At 61.7% G+C, this 18723-nt stretch carries 16 protein-coding genes; 11 read left to right on the top strand and 5 right to left on the bottom strand.

The window, feature by feature from the left end; all coding sequences use genetic code 11:
* Positions 1-5: 5 nt before the first annotated feature.
* The 8 genes from NTD89_RS03760 (at position 6) to NTD89_RS03725 (ending at position 9583) form a co-directional block, all read left to right on the top strand.
* Entirely contained in the window at positions 6-1451 is a 1446-nt protein-coding gene (locus NTD89_RS03760) for an alginate O-acetyltransferase (RefSeq protein ID WP_262206506.1), read from the top strand.
* Between the two features lie 24 nt (positions 1452-1475).
* A complete protein-coding gene (locus NTD89_RS03755; protein WP_262206502.1) occupies positions 1476-2585 on the top strand; it encodes a mannuronate-specific alginate lyase in 1110 nt (369 codons plus the stop codon).
* 216 nt (positions 2586-2801) lie between these two features.
* Entirely contained in the window at positions 2802-4334 is a 1533-nt protein-coding gene (locus NTD89_RS03750) for an MBOAT family O-acyltransferase (protein ID WP_262206501.1), read from the top strand.
* A gap of 12 nt (positions 4335-4346) precedes the next feature.
* Entirely contained in the window at positions 4347-5531 is a 1185-nt protein-coding gene (locus NTD89_RS03745) for an alginate O-acetyltransferase (protein WP_262206499.1), read from the top strand.
* Positions 5532-5547: 16 nt separating this feature from the next.
* Complete coding sequence (locus tag NTD89_RS03740; protein ID WP_053254501.1) at positions 5548-6204, top strand: alginate O-acetyltransferase AlgF; 657 nt, start codon at positions 5548-5550, stop codon at positions 6202-6204.
* A 208-nt stretch (positions 6205-6412) separates the two neighbouring features.
* Complete coding sequence (locus NTD89_RS03735) at positions 6413-7864, top strand: mannose-1-phosphate guanylyltransferase/mannose-6-phosphate isomerase (RefSeq protein WP_119738428.1); 1452 nt, start codon at positions 6413-6415, stop codon at positions 7862-7864.
* A 427-nt stretch (positions 7865-8291) separates the two neighbouring features.
* Positions 8292-8756 (top strand): multidrug transporter, encoded by a 465-nt coding sequence (locus NTD89_RS03730; protein WP_106579538.1) that lies wholly within the window; start codon positions 8292-8294, stop codon positions 8754-8756.
* Positions 8757-8770: 14 nt separating this feature from the next.
* A complete protein-coding gene (locus tag NTD89_RS03725; protein ID WP_145161259.1) occupies positions 8771-9583 on the top strand; it encodes an SDR family oxidoreductase in 813 nt (270 codons plus the stop codon).
* Here NTD89_RS03725 and NTD89_RS03720 read toward each other — a convergent pair.
* Positions 9580-10437 (bottom strand): LysR family transcriptional regulator, encoded by an 858-nt coding sequence (locus tag NTD89_RS03720; RefSeq protein ID WP_145161257.1) that lies wholly within the window; start codon positions 10435-10437, stop codon positions 9580-9582. The genes NTD89_RS03725 and NTD89_RS03720 overlap by 4 nt on opposite strands.
* A gap of 111 nt (positions 10438-10548) precedes the next feature.
* Between NTD89_RS03720 and NTD89_RS03715 the strand changes: the two genes are divergently transcribed.
* Together NTD89_RS03715 and NTD89_RS03710 are read left to right on the top strand one after the other, a co-directional pair.
* Entirely contained in the window at positions 10549-11736 is a 1188-nt protein-coding gene (locus NTD89_RS03715) for an MFS transporter (protein ID WP_262206495.1), read from the top strand.
* Positions 11729-12130, top strand: coding sequence for a DUF4440 domain-containing protein (locus tag NTD89_RS03710; protein ID WP_145161253.1), 402 nt, complete (start codon positions 11729-11731; stop codon positions 12128-12130). Before NTD89_RS03715 ends, NTD89_RS03710 begins: the two co-directional genes overlap by 8 nt.
* Positions 12131-12246: 116 nt before the next feature.
* Here the strand turns inward: NTD89_RS03710 and NTD89_RS03705 are convergent, their stop codons facing one another.
* The 4 genes from NTD89_RS03705 to NTD89_RS03690 are packed head-to-tail and all read right to left on the bottom strand — an operon-like array spanning position 12247 to position 17007.
* Positions 12247-13107: an HlyD family secretion protein gene (locus NTD89_RS03705; RefSeq protein ID WP_145161251.1), complete on the bottom strand. Its 861-nt coding sequence runs from the start codon at positions 13105-13107 to the stop codon at positions 12247-12249.
* Positions 13108-13117: 10 nt separating this feature from the next.
* Positions 13118-13318: a DUF1656 domain-containing protein gene (locus NTD89_RS03700; RefSeq protein ID WP_119738415.1), complete on the bottom strand. Its 201-nt coding sequence runs from the start codon at positions 13316-13318 to the stop codon at positions 13118-13120.
* Positions 13308-15485: an FUSC family protein gene (locus tag NTD89_RS03695; RefSeq protein ID WP_262206492.1), complete on the bottom strand. Its 2178-nt coding sequence runs from the start codon at positions 15483-15485 to the stop codon at positions 13308-13310. The genes NTD89_RS03700 and NTD89_RS03695 overlap by 11 nt, the downstream gene beginning before the upstream one ends.
* 10 nt (positions 15486-15495) lie before the next feature.
* Positions 15496-17007, bottom strand: coding sequence for an efflux transporter outer membrane subunit (locus NTD89_RS03690; protein WP_262206491.1), 1512 nt, complete (start codon positions 17005-17007; stop codon positions 15496-15498).
* Between the two features lie 182 nt (positions 17008-17189).
* Between NTD89_RS03690 and NTD89_RS03685 the strand changes: the two genes are divergently transcribed.
* On the top strand, positions 17190-18158 hold the full coding sequence (locus NTD89_RS03685) for a LysR family transcriptional regulator (protein WP_122719937.1): 969 nt from the start codon (positions 17190-17192) through the stop codon (positions 18156-18158).
* The last annotated feature ends 565 nt before the right edge of the window (positions 18159-18723 follow it).

The raw sequence follows: 18723 nt of genomic DNA, 5'->3' as shown, positions 1-18723 counted from the left end.
CCCTTATGCACCCACACATGATCAAACTGCTGAGCCTCTCGGGTCTGACCCTCGGCCTGCTGGCGGCCAGCCAAGGCGTGCGCGCCGATGACGTCAAGGCGCCGACCTTTACCGCCGAACCGTGCTGCAGCCTGTGCCCCGCGGCCCATGATGCGAAGAACTACACCACGCGCTATCAGCAGAACTTCACCACCCTGGTACAAGCCCAGGGCGACTGGCTGTTCCGTACCCAGGAAGACCTGCGCACCGAATTTGACACCAGCCCCGCCGGCTACAAACGCATGCAACAGCTGCACGATGCGTTCAAGGCCAAGGGTGTGGAATTGGTGGTGGTCTACCAGCCGACCCGTGGCCTGGTGAACCGCAACAAGCTCAACCCCGAAGAGAAAGCCAAGTTCGATTTCGACAAGGCACTGGGCAACTACAAAACCATGCTCGGCCGGTTCGCCAAGATGGGCTACGTGGTGCCGGACTTGTCGCCGCTGACCAACGAGCAACTGCCGGATGAATTGCCGGCCCACGATTTCTACTTCCGCGGCGACCAACACTGGACCCCATACGGCGCCCAGCGCACCGCGAAAATCGTCGGTGCCAAAGTGCGTGCGATGCCTGAGTTTGCGGATATTCCCAAGCGCGAATTCGAAACCAAGCGCTCCGGACGCATGGGCAAGACCGGCACCCTGCACAACATGGCCGGGCAACTGTGCGGCACCAGCTACGCGATCCAGTACATGGACCAGTTCACCACCGAGCCCAAAGGCGAAGCCGGTGACGGCGACCTGTTCGGCGATTCGGGCAACCCGCAGATCACCCTGGTCGGCACCAGCCACAGCGGCAAGAACTACAACTTCGCCGGCTTCCTCGAGCAGGAAATCGGCGCCGACATCCTCAACGTCGCTTTCCCCGGCGGTGGCCTCGAAGGCTCGATGATCCAGTACCTGGGCAGCGATGAATTCCAGAAAACCCCGCCGAAAATTCTCATCTGGGAATTCTCGCCGCTGTACCGCCTCGACCAGGAGACCATCTACCGCCAGATGATGTCGCTGCTCGACAACGGCTGCGAAGGCAAGACCGCGCAGATGAGCGCCAGCACCACGCTCAAACCCGGCAAGAACGAATTGCTGGTCAACAGTTCGAACAAAGACCTGCGTAACAGCAGTCACCAGGTCGACATCCGCTTCGCCGACCCGTCGGTGAAGACCCTGCAAGCCACCCTCTGGTACATGAACGGGCGCCACGAGGACATCAAGATCGAGAAACCCGAAACATCCGATACAGACGGGCGTTTCGCCTTTGAACTGCGCACCGATGAAGACTGGGCCTCGCAGAACTTGCTGGCCGTGGAAGTGCAGGGTCCCGAAGCGGGCGCTGCCGCGCAGAAAGTCGAAGCGAAAATTTGCACACGCAACGTATTCCCTAGCGGCGGTCAGAAGACTGCTTCGCTGCCGTGAAGTAAGTGCGCAATGAGGTTACCTATGCAGAAGTTATTGATTCCAACGCTGCTGGGCCTGGCGATGTTCGCCGGTTCAGTCAACGCCGCCGCGCCACTGCGCCCGCCCCAGGGCTATTTCGCCCCGGTGGAAGCGTTCAAGACCGGCGACTTCAAGAATGACTGCGACGCCATGCCGGCGCCGTACACCGGCTCGCTGCAATTTCGCAGCAAGTACGAAGGTTCGGACAAAGCCCGTTCCACCCTGAATGTGCAATCCGAAAAAGCCTTTCGCGACAGCACGGCCGACATCACCAAGCTGGAAAAAGACACCAGCAAGCGCGTGATGCAGTTCATGCGCGACGGTCGTCCGCAGCAGCTCGAATGCACGCTCAACTGGCTGACCAGCTGGGCCAAGGCAGATGCGTTGATGTCCAAGGACTTCAACCACACCGGCAAGTCCATGCGCAAATGGGCGCTGGGCAGCATGGCCTCGGCCTATGTGCGCCTGAAGTTCTCCGACTCCCACCCGTTGGCCAACCACCAGCAGGAGTCGCAGGTGATCGAAGCCTGGTTCAACAAGCTGGCCGATCAGGTGGTGAGCGATTGGGACAACCTGCCGCTGGAAAAAACTAACAACCACTCCTACTGGGCCGCCTGGTCGGTGATGGCAACCTCCGTCGCCACCAACCGCCGCGACCTGTTTGATTGGGCCGTGAAGGAATACAAAGTCGGCGCCAACCAGGTCGACGACCAGGGCTTTTTGCCCAACGAGTTGAAGCGTCAGCAGCGGGCTCTGTCGTACCACAACTACGCGTTGCCGCCGCTGTCGATGATCGCCAGCTTTGCCCTGGTCAACGGCGTGGATCTGCGCCAGGAAAACAACGGCGCGCTCAAACGCCTGGGCGACAAAGTGCTGGCCGGGGTCAAAGACCCGGAGATCTTCGAGAAGAAGAACGGCAAAGAGCAGGACATGAAGGACCTCAAGGAAGACATGAAATTTGCCTGGCTTGAACCCTTCTGCACCCTCTACACCTGCGCCCCGGATGTGCTCGAACGCAAGCATGGCATGCAGCCGTTCAAGACCTTCCGGCTCGGCGGTGACCTGACCAAGGTCTACGACCCGACGCATGAAAAGGGCAACAAAGGAATCTGACGAAACGCGGTTAGACATGTGGGAGGGGGCTTGCCCCCGATAGCAGTGTGTCATTCAACACAGATGGCGGCTGTTACACCGCCATCGGGGGCAAGCCCCCTCCCACAGTTTGAGCCGGTTTCGTCAGTAGGAATGTTGTACGGCCTCCCCCGAAATCGTGGGGGGGTTTGGGGGGGCTCTGGCCCTTGACTGTCTGTTAAACATGGAGAGATCGGGATGGTTTTCTCGTCCAATGTGTTCCTGTTTCTGTTCTTGCCGATCTTTCTCGGCTTGTACTACTTGAGCGGGCAACGCTATCGCAACCTGCTGCTGCTGATTGCCAGCTACGTGTTCTACGCCTGGTGGCGAGTGGACTTCCTGGCGCTGTTCGCCGCTGTAACGCTGTGGAATTACTGGATCGGCCTCAAGGTCGGTGCGGCAGGCGTACGCACCAAGCCGGCCCAGCGCTGGCTGCTGTTGGGCGTGGCGGTCGACCTGTGCATCCTCGGCTACTTCAAGTACGCCAACTTCGGTGTCGACAGCATCAACGTGATGATGAAGTCGGTGGGTCTGGAGCCGTTCATCCTCACCCACGTGTTGTTGCCGATCGGCATCTCGTTCTACATCTTCGAGTCCATCAGCTACATCATCGACGTGTACCGCGGCGACACCCCGGCCACCCGCAACCTCATCGACTTTGCGGCGTTCGTGGCGATCTTCCCGCACCTGATTGCCGGCCCGGTGTTGCGCTTTCGCGACCTGGCCGACCAGTTCAACAACCGCACCCACACCCTCGACAAGTTCTCCGAGGGCTGCACGCGGTTCATGCAGGGCTTTATCAAGAAGGTCTTTATCGCCGACACCCTCGCGGTGGTCGCCGACCATTGCTTCGCCCTGCAAAACCCCACCACGGGCGACGCCTGGCTGGGTGCGCTGGCGTACACCGCGCAGCTGTACTTCGACTTTTCCGGCTACAGCGACATGGCCATCGGCCTGGGCTTGATGATGGGTTTTCGCTTCATGGAAAACTTCAAGCAACCGTACATCAGCCAGTCGATCACCGAGTTCTGGCGTCGCTGGCACATCAGCCTGTCCACCTGGCTGCGTGACTACCTGTACATCACCCTGGGCGGCAACCGCAAAGGCACGCTGATCACCTACCGCAACCTGTTCCTGACCATGCTGCTCGGTGGCCTGTGGCACGGCGCGAACATCACCTACATCGTGTGGGGTGCCTGGCACGGCATGTGGCTGGCGATTGAAAAAGCCATCGGCCTCAACACCGCGCCGCGCAGCTTCAACGTGGTGCGCTGGGCCTTCACCTTCCTGCTGGTGGTAATGGGCTGGGTGATCTTCCGCTCAGAGAACCTGCACGTCGCCGGCCGTATGTACGGCGCAATGTTCAGCTTTGGCGAATGGTCGCTGTCGGAACTCAACCGCGCCAGCCTCACCGGCCTGCAAGTGGCAACCCTGGTGGTGGCGTACGCAACGTTGGCGTTCTTCGGCCTGCGCGATTTCTACACCAACCGCCCTGCCGAGAAAGCCAAGCCGGCCGACCCGAGCCTGATCAAGGCCGTGCCGGGCGACAACCCGGGCAGCATCCACCAGCCAGGTTTCACCGTCGGCCAGGACGCCGCCGTGCAGCCGGCCTACTGGACCGCTGACTGGCCACGCTACGCCATGCGCGGCGCTGTACTGCTGCTGTTCGTGGCGTCAATCCTGAAACTGTCGGCGCAGAGTTTCTCGCCGTTCCTTTACTTCCAATTCTGAGGGGAGCCGACCATGACCCGTTCATTCCGCGTCCTCTACATCGCGCTGTTCCTGCTGGTGCTGCTGGCCCTGGGCGCCTGGTCGATGCGCAGCTTCTTCGGCTTCAGCACCAACGCCGACGCGACCGTGCTCAACGGTCGCTGGACCAAGGCCGTCGAAACGCACTACGACGACCAGTTCCCGATCAAGCGCATCGGCACCAACCTGTGGGCCGCGCTGGACTACAAGCTGTTCAACGAAGGCCGCCCTGGCGTGGTGCTGGGCCGTGATCACTGGTTGTACAGCGACGAGGAGTTCAACCCCATCGTCAACGAAGACCAGAACCTTGAGGGCAACTACGCGCTGGTCGAAGGCGTGCGCCAGAAGCTCAAGGCTCAGGGCATTCAATTGGTCATGGCGATTGTGCCGGCCAAGGTGCGCCTGTACCCGGAACACCTGGGCGAAGTGAAACCGGCGAGCATCCACGCCAACCTGTATCAGGACTTCCACGCCCGTGTCGCCGCCGACAAGATCATCGCGCCCGACCTGCTAGGCCCGCTGCAACAGGCCAAGCTGGGCGGCACGCAAGTGTTCCTGCGCACCGACACCCACTGGACCCCGGACGGCGCCGAAATTGCCGCCAAGCAACTGGCCAAGGTGATCAGCGAAAAGGCCCCGCTCAGCGGTGAGCCGCAGCGCTTTGTCACCGAAGCGGAAAAAACCGAGCCGCACAAAGGCGACCTGCGTCTGTTCCTGCCGCTGGACCCGCTGTTCGAAAACCTGATGCCGCCCAAAGAGCCGCTGCAAAAACGCGTCACGCACCTGGCTGAAAACAAAGGCGACGACGGCCTGTTCAGCGACAGCGAAACCCCAGTGGCACTGGTGGGCACCAGCTACAGCGCCAACCCCAACTGGAACTTCGTCGGCGCCCTCAAGCAAGCCTTGCACAGCGACGTCATCAACTACTCCGAAGACGGCCACGGCCCGATTCTGCCGATGCTCAGCTACCTCAAAAGCGACGACTTCAAGAACAGCCCGCCACAGGTGCTGATCTGGGAGTTCCCTGAACGTTATCTGCCCGTCAACAACGAAATCGGTGATGCCGACCCGCAGTGGGTTGCGCAGCTTAAACAAGCCGGTTCGCGCCAACAGAACATGGCACTGAACACACCAGCTAAAACCCAAAAATCCGAGACGCCCGACCGGGCGCAAAACTGAAAGAGAGGTAATTCACATGACTTTCACTACTACTCCGCGTCGTCTCGCCAAGACCCTGGCCATTGCTGCCGGCTTGAGCTTCGTATCGATGTCCGCCTTCGCCGGGGGCGACGCCGCCCTTTACGGCCCAACCGCGCCGAAAGGCTCAAGCTTTGTACGTGTGTACAACGCCAGCAACCAGGAAGTCAGCGCCACCGTCGGCGCCACCAACCTGAGCGACGTTGCGCCACTGGCCAGCAGCGATTTCAGCTTCATGCCGGGCGGCGACTACAGCGCCAAGGTCGGCAGCCAGACCGTACCGGTCAAACTCGCCGCCGATCATTACTACACCCTGGTCAACAGCGGCAGCGGCCAGCCCCAACTGATCGAAGAACCGCCGTTCAAGAACAAGCAAAAATCCCTGGTGCGCGTGCAGAACCTCAGCGACAAGGCCCTGACTCTGAAAACCGCCGACGGCAAGACCGACGTGGTCAAGTCGGTGGCCGCCAAAGGCCGTGGCGAGCGTGAAATCAACCCGGTGAAGGTGAGCCTGGCCCTGTATGACGGCGACAAAAAGGTCGGCGACGTGAAGCCAGTGGCCCTGGAGCGCGGTGAAGCGGCGGTGCTGTATGTGACCGGTTCCGGTTCGAGCATTTCGCCAGTCTGGGTAAAACGCCCGGTATCGACCCGCTGATTAGATTCTTGAATTGACCCATGCCCCCTGTGGGAGCCGGGCTTGCCCGCGATGGCATCACTGCGGTGTAACTGAAACACCGAGTCGTCTGCATCGCAGGCAAGCCAGCTCCCACAAGGACCAGGGTGTCAGTTCAGACCGAGACAAAAACAAGAGTGAAACGACAAACCTTCGTAGCTCTGACCCAAATTGATTCAAGGAGAAACACATGATCCCAGTAATCCTTTCCGGTGGTAGCGGCTCACGTCTTTGGCCGCTTTCCCGTAAACAGTTCCCGAAACAATTCCTGGCCCTGACCGGCGAGCACACGCTGTTCCAGCAAACCCTGGAGCGTCTGGTGTTCGAAGGCATGGACTCACCGATCGTGGTCTGCAATAAGGACCACCGTTTTATCGTCAACGAGCAACTGAGCACGCGTAAGCTCGAATGCCAGCGCATCCTGATGGAGCCGTTCGGTCGCAACACTGCGCCGGCCGTGGCCCTGACGGCGATGATGCTGGTCAATGAAGGCCGCGACGAGCTGATGCTGGTGCTGCCCGCCGACCACGTGATCGACGACCAGAAAGCCCTGCAACGCGCCCTGGCCCTGGCCACCGTGGCGGCCGAGCGTGGCGAGATGGTGCTGTTCGGCGTACCGGCCACCCGTCCGGAAACCGGTTATGGCTACATCAAGTCCACCAACGATTCACTGCTGCCCGAAGGCGTAAGCCGCGTTGAACAGTTCGTCGAAAAACCCAATGAAAAACGCGCGGTCGAGTTCGTCAAAAGCGGCGGTTACTTCTGGAACAGCGGCATGTTCCTGTTCCGCGCCAGCCGCTTCCTCGAAGAGCTGAAAAAACACGATCCGGACATCTACGACACCTGCCTGTTGACCCTGGAACGCAGCGAGCAGACCGCAGACACCGTGACCTTCGACGAAGCCACCTTCGCCTGCTGCCCGGACAATTCCATCGACTACGCCGTGATGGAAAAAACCCAGCGTGCCTGCGTGGTACCGCTGAGTGCCGGCTGGAGCGACGTGGGTTGCTGGGCCTCGCTGTGGGCGGTCAACGACAAAGACATCCACGGTAACGTCAGCAAAGGCGACGTGGTGATCCAGGACAGCCGCAACTGCATGATTCACGGCAACGGCAAGCTGGTGTCGGTGATCGGCCTGGACAACATCGTAGTGGTGGAAACCAAGGACGCGATGATGATTGCCCACAAGGACAAGGTCCAGGGCGTCAAGCAGATGGTCAGCACCCTCAACGACCAGGGCCGCAGCGAAACCCAGAACCACTGCGAAGTCTATCGTCCGTGGGGCTCTTACGACTCGGTGGACATGGGCGGCCGCTTCCAGGTCAAGCACATCTCGGTCAAGCCGGGCGCGTGCCTTTCCCTGCAAATGCACCACCACCGCGCCGAGCACTGGATCGTGGTCAGCGGCACGGCCGAAGTCACCTGTGACGAGAACGTGTTCCTGCTCTGCGAGAACCAGTCCACCTACATCCCGATCGCCTCGGTGCACCGCCTGCGCAACCCGGGCAAGATCCCGTTGGAAATCATCGAAGTGCAATCGGGCAGCTACCTGGGCGAAGACGATATCGAGCGCTTCGAAGATATCTACGGACGCTCCACGCCGGTTGAACGTGGCGTGTCGGTGAAAACTATCGCGCAGTAATACAGTCGTAGAAAGAAGCCCTCACCCAGCCCATTGCGTCCCCTATCCGCAGTGGGTTGGGTGGGGGCTTTTTTTGTGGGGTTTTGGGTGTTTCTGAAGGCCTCTTCGCAGGCAAGCCAGCTCCCACAGTTGACCGCATTCCAACGGATGTACCCGGTCAACTGTGGGAGCTGGCTTGCCTGCGATGGGCCGAGACCAGTTTGGTCTTGGTCGAGAGGCTTGCACCGAAGGGTTGCAGGCGGATTCTTCTGCTCAGTAAGTCAGTCATCGGGGGCAAGCCCCCTCCCACCTTTTGATTTGTGAATGCAGTCGAAGGTGGGAGCTGGCTTGCCTGCGATGGCGGCGGCCCAATCAACACTTATCTCAAGCTCGCCAATCCCACCTACGCTTAAGTTAGGATGCTCGTTCCCTATTCGAGGTGGTCTCCATGTTCTTCGGCGTTCTCCTGATCATCACCTGGCTGATCCTGCTGCTGCGCTACCCGGCCAAGGCGTTGCCGGTGTCGCTCGCGGCCGCTGTCGGCCTGGGCTGCGTGGCGATTTGGGTGGTGTGGCTGGACAGCCGCGAAGCCTCGCAACTGTCGCGCCTGGAACTACGCATCAGCTATGCGCCGCAGGAATGCCCGCCAGACCGGCCGCTGAAACTGGTCCTGAGCAACGGCAACGACGTACCGCTGACCGAACTGCGCTGGCGCGTTGCAGCGTATGCACCGGGCGACTCCGTCAACCTGGCCGACAATGTCTACGCCGCTCCACGCTATCGCGGCCCCGGCGAGTTGCAGGCCGGCGCCACCTGGGACGACTGCCTGCCCACACCACCGCTGCGCCCCGGCTACCGCCCGCAAACCCTGGAATTTCGCGCCGAGCACCTGCAAGGCAGTTTCTCGGACTGACAAAGGATTGATTCATGCCCACTGTACTGATCACCGGCTGCTCCAGCGGCATCGGCCGCGCCCTGGCCGATGCCTTCAAAACCGCAGGCCATGAAGTGTGGGCCAGCGCCCGCCAGCCTGATGATGTGAGCGCCCTGGCTGCCGCCGGTTTCAAGGCCGTGCAACTGGACGTCAACGACGCCATGGCGCTCAAGGCGCTCGCCGAACAGATCGGCGGGCTGGACGTGCTGATCAACAATGCCGGCTACGGCGCCATGGGCCCGCTGCTCGACGGCGGCACCGAGGCCATGCAACGCCAGTTCGAAACCAATGTGTTTTCCATCGTCGGCGTGACCCAGGCGCTGTTTCCTGCACTGCGCCGAGCCAAAGGCCTGGTGGTGAACATCGGCAGCGTCTCCGGCGTATTGGTGACACCGTTTGCCGGCGCCTACTGCGCCTCGAAGGCGGCGGTGCACGCGTTGAGCGACGCACTGCGCATGGAGCTGGCGCCATTTGGTGTGCGCGTGATGGAAGTGCAGCCGGGCGCTATCGACACGCATTTTGCGAAAAACGCCGGCGCCCAGGCCGAGCTGTTGATCAACGAAAAGTCACCATGGTGGCCGTTGCGCGAAGGCATTCGTGCGCGCTCCCAGGCCTCGCAGAACAACCCGACCTCAGCCGAGCAATTCGCGGCGCAGGTATTAAAGGCCGTGCAACAGCCAACGCCGCCACGGCTGCTGCGCGCGGGCAATGGCTGCCGGGCGCTGCCACTGATGGCGGCCTTGGTGCCCAAGGCCCTGTTGGAAAAAGTCTTGAAGAAGCGCTTCGGCCTGTCGGGCTCGCTCTAGCCTTTCATAAAATCAATAAACGCCCGCACCTTGAGCGGCAAATGCCGGGTGTCGGGGTACATCGCGTAGATCCCCTGTGGCGCAAAACGATGGTCCGCCAACAAGCGCACCAAGCGCCCCGCCGCCAGGTCATCCTGCACCAACCATTGCGGCAGCACCGCCACGCCGAGGCCGCGCACGGCAAACGCCTGAAGCACGGCCGCACTGTCGGCCACCAGCGCAGTCGGGCCGGCGCGGTATTGATGCTCGCCGCCGGCCGGGTCGGTCAGGCTCAGTTCGGTCAAACGGCCATGGCCCAGCTTGGGCACCTGCTCCAACGCATCCAGGGTTTGAACCTCGGCAAACTCGGGCGCTGCCACTGCAAACACCTCAAAGGTCGACAACTGCACCGCACGGTGATTGGAGTCGAGCAGACGTCCCAGTCGAATCGCCACATCAAAGCGTTCGGAGATCAAATCGGCGTGGGTCGAGGAGGTGGATAAGTGAATGTTCAGGTCCGGGTGCAAGCGCCGAAAGGCCTCGATTGCAGGGGCAACCACCGCCAGCGCGTATTCGACTGTGGTGGTGATGCGCAACGTGCCTTTGAGCTGGGCATGTTCGGAGCGCGCCTCTTCCACCGCCAGGCGCGCTTCTTCAAGCATGCGTGTGCAGCGCAGATAAAAACGCTCGCCGGCATCGGTCAGCGCCAGTTGGCGGGTGTTGCGGGTCAGCAGGGTTACGCCCAGCTCTGCTTCCAGGCGCTTGAGGTTGAAGCTGACCACGGCGCGGGTCTGGCCCAGCAAATCGGCCGCTGCGGTAAGCGAACCGGCTTCTACCACAGCCTTGAAGGTGTCGAATCGGTCCAGGCTGACCATCGGCCGCGCCCTCCTTTGTCAAAATATTTTTGACAAACTAACAGGCAAACCGGCGTAGCCCAAACCCTGCTGGCGGCCTACCCTGCGCGCTTCATTCGCAGGATCGCGTCCATGACCTACCGCTCGAAAGTCGCCTGGATCTTTTTATTCGGCTTTGCCCTGGACCTGGTGAACATGTTTGTCGCCACGGTCGCCTACCCGGACATCGCCCGCGAGTTGCACGCCTCGGTCACACAATTGGCCTGGATCAGCAATGCCTACATGCTTGGGCTGACCGTGATCATTCCCCTGAGCGTGTGGCTGGCGGCACTGATGGGCGAACGAACGCTGATCGCGGCGAGCCTGCTTTTATTTGCGGGGGCTTCGCTGATGGTCGGCCAGGCGAGTTCTATCGAAACCCTGATTGGCTGGCGGGCGCTGCAAGGCTTGGGCGGCGGACTGCTGATTCCCGTGGGCCAGGCCATGGCCTATCGGCATTTTCCAGCGGCAGAACGCAGCCAGTTGACGGCGCGGGTGATGTCGGTGGCGCTGCTGGTGCCGGCGCTGTCGCCGGCGCTGGGCGGGTTGATCGTCGACAGCCTGTCGTGGCGCTGGATCTTCTATGTCAACCTGCCGCTGGCGTTGATCACGTTGCTGCTGGCACTGCTGTGGATAAAACCTGACGCGCCTGCCACGGTGCGTCCGGCCCTGGACGTGGGCAGCATCTTCAAGCAGATCCGTAGCCCGATGCTGCGCGTGGCGATGTTGGTCTATCTGTTCATCCCCGGCGTCTTTATCGGCACCAGCCTGATCGCCATCCTTTACCTGCGCGGCCTCGGCTATGACGCCACGCAGACCGGCGCGCTGATGCTGCCGTGGGCACTGGCGTCGGCGCTGGCGATTTTCCTGAGCAAAAAACTGTTTAACCGCTGCGGTCCCAAACCCTTGCTGCTGGCGGGCATGGCGTTGCAATGCAGCGGCATCCTGTTGCTCAACCAACCCGCCTGGGTGATTGCCGCCTATGCCTTGATGGGCCTGGGGGGCAGCTTGTGCAGCAGCACCGCGCAGACGCTGGCGTTTCTCGATATACCCGCTCAACGCATGGGCGATGCCAGCGCGCTGTGGAATATCAATCGGCAAGTGAGCTTTTGCCTCGGCGCGGCGGCACTCAGTGCGTTGTTGTCGGCCTTGGATTCCTTCGCCATAACCTTCACGATAGCGGCAGCCCTGACACTGCTGCCCCTTTTTGCAGTGCTGCGCCTGGACGCTTCCAGAGTACGGACACTGCTTCACCCAGCCAACGAGCCCAGCCATGATTGATTACAGCGATTTTTTTGAGGAAGTAATCCAGACCCACGTCGAGATCGAGCAATGGTTTGCCGGCGTTGCGCCTGAAGGCACACTGGAAACCTTGCTGGCGCGCTTCTCACCCGAGTTCAGCATGGTCGCACCCGCCACCGGTACGCGGGTAAATGCGGCCGGGGTGAAAGCACTGTTCACGCGCCTTGGCGGTATGCGCCCGGGCTTGAAAATCACCTTGAGCGAGATGACCGGGATCGACCGCCATGCACGCGGCGCCACGGTGACTTACCGCGAACATCAGGTTGATGACAGCGGCACACAGACTGATCGACGCGCCACCGTGGTGTTCGAGAAGCAGGCCAGTGGCGCCTTGCTGTGGCGCCATCTGCACGAAACCTTCATCAAAGCCTAACACGGTCAAATGTGGGAGCTGGCTTGCCTGCGATAGCGGTGGGTCAGCCATACATACTTCAACTGACTGTCCGCCATCGCAGGCAAGCCAGCTCCCACACAAGCCAGTTGCCACAGTTAGTGTTGTGTTGGGTTGACGATCACCGTGCAAGTGATGCCCGCCGCCAACAGCACGCCTTCGGGCACTTCATCAATGTGAATGCGCACCGGCACGCGCTGGGCCAGGCGCACCCAGTTGAAGGTCGGGTTCACATCGGCGATCAGTTCGCGGCTCTCGGGGTTGTCGCGGTCGTAGATGCCGCGCGAGATGCTTTCCACGTGGCCCTTGAGCGTCTCGCCACTCATCAATTGCATATCGGCCTCGTCACCGACCTTGACGTGGGGCAGCTTGGTTTCTTCAAAGAAGCCATACACCCAGAACGAATTCATATCGACCACGGCCATCTTCGCCTCGCCGATGCGCGCGTAGTCGCCCCGGTGCACATTGAGGTTGGTGACGTAGCCGTCCACCGCCGCCACCACTTGAGTGCGTTTCAAATTCAGCTCAGCCGCTTCCAGTTGCGCCAGCGCGTGTTGGTAATCGGCCAGGGCCGAGTCGGCGATGTTGCTCGCGTCGTCGCGGTTTTCCTTGGAGATCACCAGGGCGTCGAGGTCGGCGCGGCGGTGAGCGTTGACCTTGCGCATCTCCCAGGTGGCCTTGCGCGAAGCCACCAGCGATTGCGCCTGCTTGACCGCGATGCGGTAGTGCTCGGGGTCGATCTGCATCAGCAGGTCGCCCTTTTTCACCAACTGGTTGTCACGCACCGGTACGTCGACCACTTCGCCGGTGACGTCGGCCGCCACGTTGATGATGTCGGCGCGCACGCGACCGTCGCGGGTCCACGGCGTTTCCATGTAGTGCACCCACAGCGTGCGGCCAATCCAGATCGCCAAAGCCAGTACCAGCAAGGTCGCGAGCAGGCTGAAAAACTTTTTCATCGGGGCATTCTCAACGGTAGACGGTCAGCGCCAGGGCGCCGAACAAGCAAACGAACAGGCTCAGGCGCAGCAACGCCGGGTGCCAGAAAAAACGGTACAGGTCGAACCCGGCCAGGAAGCGGTCCAAGGCCCAGGCCAACCCTGCGGCGATAAAAAACATCAGGGTCATGGTCGGCATGTAGACGCCGTGGAATGCGATTTCACGAGGCATTCGGGGATCCTTTGAGGGCGGCCAGGGGCGATTGCGGGTCCAGCAACGACGTGCGGATAAAGTGCAGGTAGCTTTTCACCCGGCGCAACGCCGAGGTGTCGAAGTGCGGGGCGAAGGGTTCATCGGTGGCCTGCACGCGGCTGATCGCATGGTCGACGGCAATCAACCCGCGCTCCAGGTTGCTGGCGCTCGGTTGCAGGAACAGCCGCACCAGCGAGCGGCCCATCATGCGGATCGCCTGGCGCCAGGGTTGCGACTCGGCATACGCCGGGTGCACCGGCAATATCGCCTGCTCCTTGCGCAACTCGATGATCGCGTGGCCGACTTCCAGCACCACGAACATCCAGCGCAGCAAGTCGCGTTGCACGTGCGGCTGGCCGACGGCGAGGCCGTAGGCCTGGTGCAGCAGGTCGCGGGTGCGGCTTTCAAAACTCGACGCCAGGCCCTTGAGCTTGCCGCTGATCGCGTACACCACCTGCTCGCGCAGGTCCTGCTCCAGACGGCGCCACAACCAGCGGCTGTTCGGCGGCAGGATAATCGCGCCAGCCGCCGCGCACACCAGCATGCCAATGACCATGGCGATGTAGTCATTGATAAAGCTGTAAGGGTTGTAGACCGTCAGGTTGTCCGGCACCGAGCCGGTGCTGAAAAAGATCAGCAAGCCCACGCCGACGCCGGCGTATCGCGGGCGGGAGGCGAGGAACGAGCCGAAGATAATCACCGGCGCAAGCATCACGCACAGCAGCGGGAAGCCGTCGATCCACGGGAACACAAAGAACATTTCGACAAAGCCCACCAACGCGCCGATCAAGGTGCCGCAAGCCATCTGAAAGGCCATGCGTTTCGGGTTGGGCGTGGCGGCGGACAGGCCGACGGTGGCGGCGGCGATCAGGGTCATGGTCGCGCCGCTGGGCCAGGCGGTGGCCACCCAGTAACTGCCCAGCACGATCAGGATAAAGGACGCGCGAATCCCCGAAGCGGCGCAGGCCAGCCAGTTGGTTTTCGGCGTGTAGGCTTCGCTCCACTGCTCGCGCTCATGGCTGTGATCGGCCAGTGATGCGTGGGTCTGCGCGTAGTTGTGCAGGTCATCGACAAAGCGGTAAAGCAGCTCGTAGGCGGTATGAAAATCCAGCTGCTCGGCTTCACTCGGATTGCCTTGCTGAAAATTCGCACGCAGGCTGCGCACTTTGGCGGGCAGTCCATCCTTGTAGGCGCTCAATTGATTGACCAGGCGCGCCGCGTCGGGGCTGGTGAGCGCACGGCCGGAGAAACCGTCAAGGACTTCGGCCAGGTCTTGCAGGCCCGGCTTGATTGCCGCGGCGACGTGGTCGGCTGCATCCGTGCGCAGCCGCTCAAGCAACTGGTGCAAGGCGTTGAAGCGCGTGGTGATGCTCATGAATTCGCTGTTGAGGCGACTCAGCCGGCCATTGCGCCGCCGCATGTGCGGGTCTTCAAATACGGTGACGCTGCGCAGCCCTTCCAGGCCCACGGCCTCGGCGATAAAGCGCACATTGCTGGCCTCGAACTCGTCACGCTGGCTGCGCCCACGCAGGCCGTCGGTGACAAACAGCGCGAACACGCCGAAGCGCTGGTACAAGGCGTTGCGCATCGCGGCGCTGCTGGTTTGTGGCAGGATCGCGGCGCTGACCAACGTCGAGCACAGTATCCCCAAAGAGATTTCCAGCACCCGCCACACCGCCACCATAAAGGCCCCGTCCGGGTGGGCCAGCGCGGGCAAACCCACCATCGCCGCGGTGTAGCCCGCCAGCACAAACCCATAGGCGCGAAAGTTGCGATTACGCGTCGCACCGGCCGTGCAAATGCCCACCCAGATCGCCAACGCGCCGAGGAACAATTCGGTGTTCTGCGCAAACAAGGCGATCAACAAGACCATCACCGCCGACCCCGTCAGGGTGCCGAGGAAGCGGTAAAAACTCTTGGCGAAGACCTGGCCGCTCTGCGGTTGCATCACGATAAACACGGTGATCATCGCGGTGCGCGGTTGCGGCAGTTCCAGGCGCATCGCCAGCCACAGCGTGAGGAACGCGGCGATCAGCACCTTGAAGATATAGACCCAGGTCACGCCATCGCTGCGTGCCCAGTCGAAAAAACCACGGCGCCACTCCAGGGAGTGCAACCAGCGCAGCGGTGCAGGCAAGGGCGTCATCAAATCCTACTCAGTGATCAAACACGGCAAGCGCCGCCGGGGTCTTGCTCGGAAGGGTCTTGGTGTCTGGCGGCACATCGTTGCCGGCGCCGAGCCCGCCGCCCAGGGCGGTGACCAGTTCAGCGTGGGCACTCAGGCGTGCGGCTTGCACCTGTTGTTCGATTTGCTGCTGGTGGAACAGCAAGGTCTGGGCGTTCAGCACGTTGAGGTAGTCGGTGAGGCCGCGCTGGTAGGCGATCATCGCGATGTCGTAGGTTTTCTGCGCAGAGGCCACGGACTGCGCGGCGAAGGACGCCTGCTTGTCCATCGATTCGCGGCGGATCAACTGGTCGCTGATGCCCTTGAGCGCGTTGACCAGCGTCTGGTTGTACTTGGCCACGGCCAGGTCATAACCGGCGCTGGCTTCGCCCAGTTGCCCACGCAAACGACCGCCGTCGAAGATCGGCAAGGTGATCGCCGGGCCGACGTTGTAGTTGAATTTCTTGCCCGCCAGAAACTCCAGCAGGCCGCCGCCGGTGGCCATGTAGCCAAGGCTGCCGACCAGGTCGACGTTGGGGTAGAAGCCGGCGTGCGCGACGTCGATGCCACGGGCTTGCGCGGCGACCTGCCACCGACCGGCGACCACGTCCGGGCGCTGGCCAAGCAATTGCGCCGGCAGGCTCGACGGCAATTTCAGCGGCGCGGCGAGGGACAAACTCGGGCGTTGCAGTTGCGCACCCTCGCCCGGACCTTTGCCCGCCAAAGCAGCCAGCTGGTTGCGGCTCAGGGCGATGTCCTCGTCGAGCGCGTCGAGCTGGCGATGGGTCTCCGGCAACGGCGTTTCGGCCTGGCTGACGTCGAAGTGCGTGCCGATCCCGGCGTTCAGGCGTTTATTGGCCAGGTCGAGAATCTGCTGCTGCTGGGCCAGGGTGGCGGCGACGATGTCGCGGTTGGCGTACTGCAACGACAACTGGATGTAGGCGCGCACCACGTTGTTCTGCAATTCGAGCTGGGCCTGGCGCGCTTCGGCGGCGCTCATATGCGCCAGGTCGACAGCGCGTTCGCTGGCGTTGCTTTCGCGGCCCCACAGGTCGAGGGCATAGCTCAGGCCCAGGGACGAATTGTTGTCCCAGGTGGTTGTTCCACTCAACTCGCCGGGGCCGTAGAACTGATCCTTCGGCCAGTTGTGGCGTTTGAGGGTGGTGTCACTGTTGATCTGCAACGACTCGGCCGACTCGGCGATGCCGGCCATGGCCCGCGCCTCACGCACCCGCGCGGCGGCCATGGCCAGGCTCGGGCTGTTTTGCGTGGCAAGTTGCACCCACTGATTGAGTTGCGGATCGCCATAGGCTTGCCACCATTGCGTGGTGGGCCAGTGGGCGTCGTGGGCGGCGCTCTGGATGGCTTCGTCGGTCGCCAGGTTATTGGCGTTGAGGGCCTGGCCTTGGGGGGCGATTCCTCCGGTTCCGATGCAGCCGCTGATTGCTAACGATAAGGCCCAAACACTGAGAGTCTTCAGCTCTCTGATGATGCGACGCGGCACGGCAAGCGTATTCCTGAGGTGGTGTTGCGCAAGAGGTGGCGCAATTCTAGGGGGCGCCATGGGGAACGATAAGCTGGCATTCCTGTGAATCTTTGTTACCGTTCAAGCGATAATCCGTTGGTAGGGATCACTGGACGGCGTAACTTTCTGTCACAATTTGCTATCTCCCCTGAGAACACTCCATGGACACTTTGCAAAACATGCGCGCGTTCAGTTGCGTGGCCGAAGCTGGCAGCTTCACCGCCGCCGCCGTGCAACTGGACACCACCACGGCCAACGTCTCGCGCGCGGTCTCCAACCTGGAAGCCCATCTGCAAACCCGCTTGCTCAACCGCACCACCCGTCGCATCGCACTCACCGAAGCCGGTAAACGCTATTTGCTGCGCTGCGAGCAGATCCTCGCCTACGTGGAAGAAGCCGAAGCCGAAGCCAGCGACGCGCACGCGCGGCCGGCCGGGCAGTTGAAAGTGCACACCATGACCGGTATCGGCCAGCATTTCGTGATTGACGCCATTGCCCGCTACCGCCGTACGCATCCCGACGTGACCTTCGACCTGACCCTGGCCAACCGCGTGCCGGACTTGCTCGATGAGGGCTACGACGTGTCGATCGTGCTGGCCAGTGAATTGCCGGACTCGGGGTTTGTGTCCCAGCGGCTGGGCATTACCTACAGCATCGCGTGTGCGTCGCCGGATTACGTCAAGACCAAGGGCTGCGCGCAACGGCCGCAGGATTTGCTCAACCATGCGTGCCTGCGGTTGGTGAGCCCGGTGATCCAGCTGGATAAATGGACTTTCAACGGGCCTGAAGGCCAGGAAAGTGTGGCGATCAATACGTCGCCGTTTCTGGTCAATTCGGCGGACGCGATGAAAACGGCGATCACCAGTGGCATGGGCGTGGGTCTGTTGCCGGTGTATGCGGCTATCGAGGGGTTGCGTAACGGCACGCTGGTGCGGGTGATGCCTAACTACCGTTCGCAAGAGCTGAACTTGTATGCCATCTACCCGTCGCGCCAGTACCTGGATGCGAAGATCAAGACGTGGGTTGAATATCTGCGCGGGTCGTTGCCCGAGATTCTGGCGGCGCATCAGGCGGAATTGGTGGCGTATGAGTTGAGTGGGAGCCTTAGCGGGGCGCGGTTGGCTAACTGACTGGGGTTTGGGCTTTGGGCTTTGGGGGCATATCCGTTATTTGGGTGATGGCCGCTTTGGGGTTCCGCCCTTACGGCGGGTCACTTTTGAAAAGAGCCCAAAAGTAACCAAAAGGCTCTTGCCCCACCACTCGGCACCTCGCTTAGGCTCGGTGTGCCCTCACTCCGGCTTGAATCCGTGGGCCGCCGTGACGGGCCATCCATGGCCCAGCACGGCTAACCCGGCGTCCTGCCGGGTTACCCACGGATTCAAGCCTGCGTTCGGCCAGCGTGGTTTAACGGGGCGCCTAAGATCAAAATCAAAAGCAGATCAAGATCAAAAGCAGAGCACGGCGGCCTAGTAGCCGACCTGAGTGGTAGAAGCAAAACCGAGGCGGCCTGACAGCCGACCTGATTCTGGAACCTGAACTCAATCAAAGGTGGGAGCTGGCTTGCCTGCGATGGCATCAACTGGGTGTCACTGATAGACCGAGGTGCCTGCATCGCAGGCAAGCCAGCTCCCACAGAAAAGCAAAGCACTGCGGTGCTGGCAGCTGAACTCGGTCAACTTGTGGGAGCGGGCTTGC

The sequence above is a fragment of the Pseudomonas sp. 14P_5.3_Bac1 genome (genome assembly GCF_025466135.1).
Classification (GTDB): domain Bacteria; phylum Pseudomonadota; class Gammaproteobacteria; order Pseudomonadales; family Pseudomonadaceae; genus Aquipseudomonas.
The sequence above is the reverse complement of the archived record's forward strand: the minus strand, read 5'-3'. Positions and strand labels throughout refer to the sequence as shown.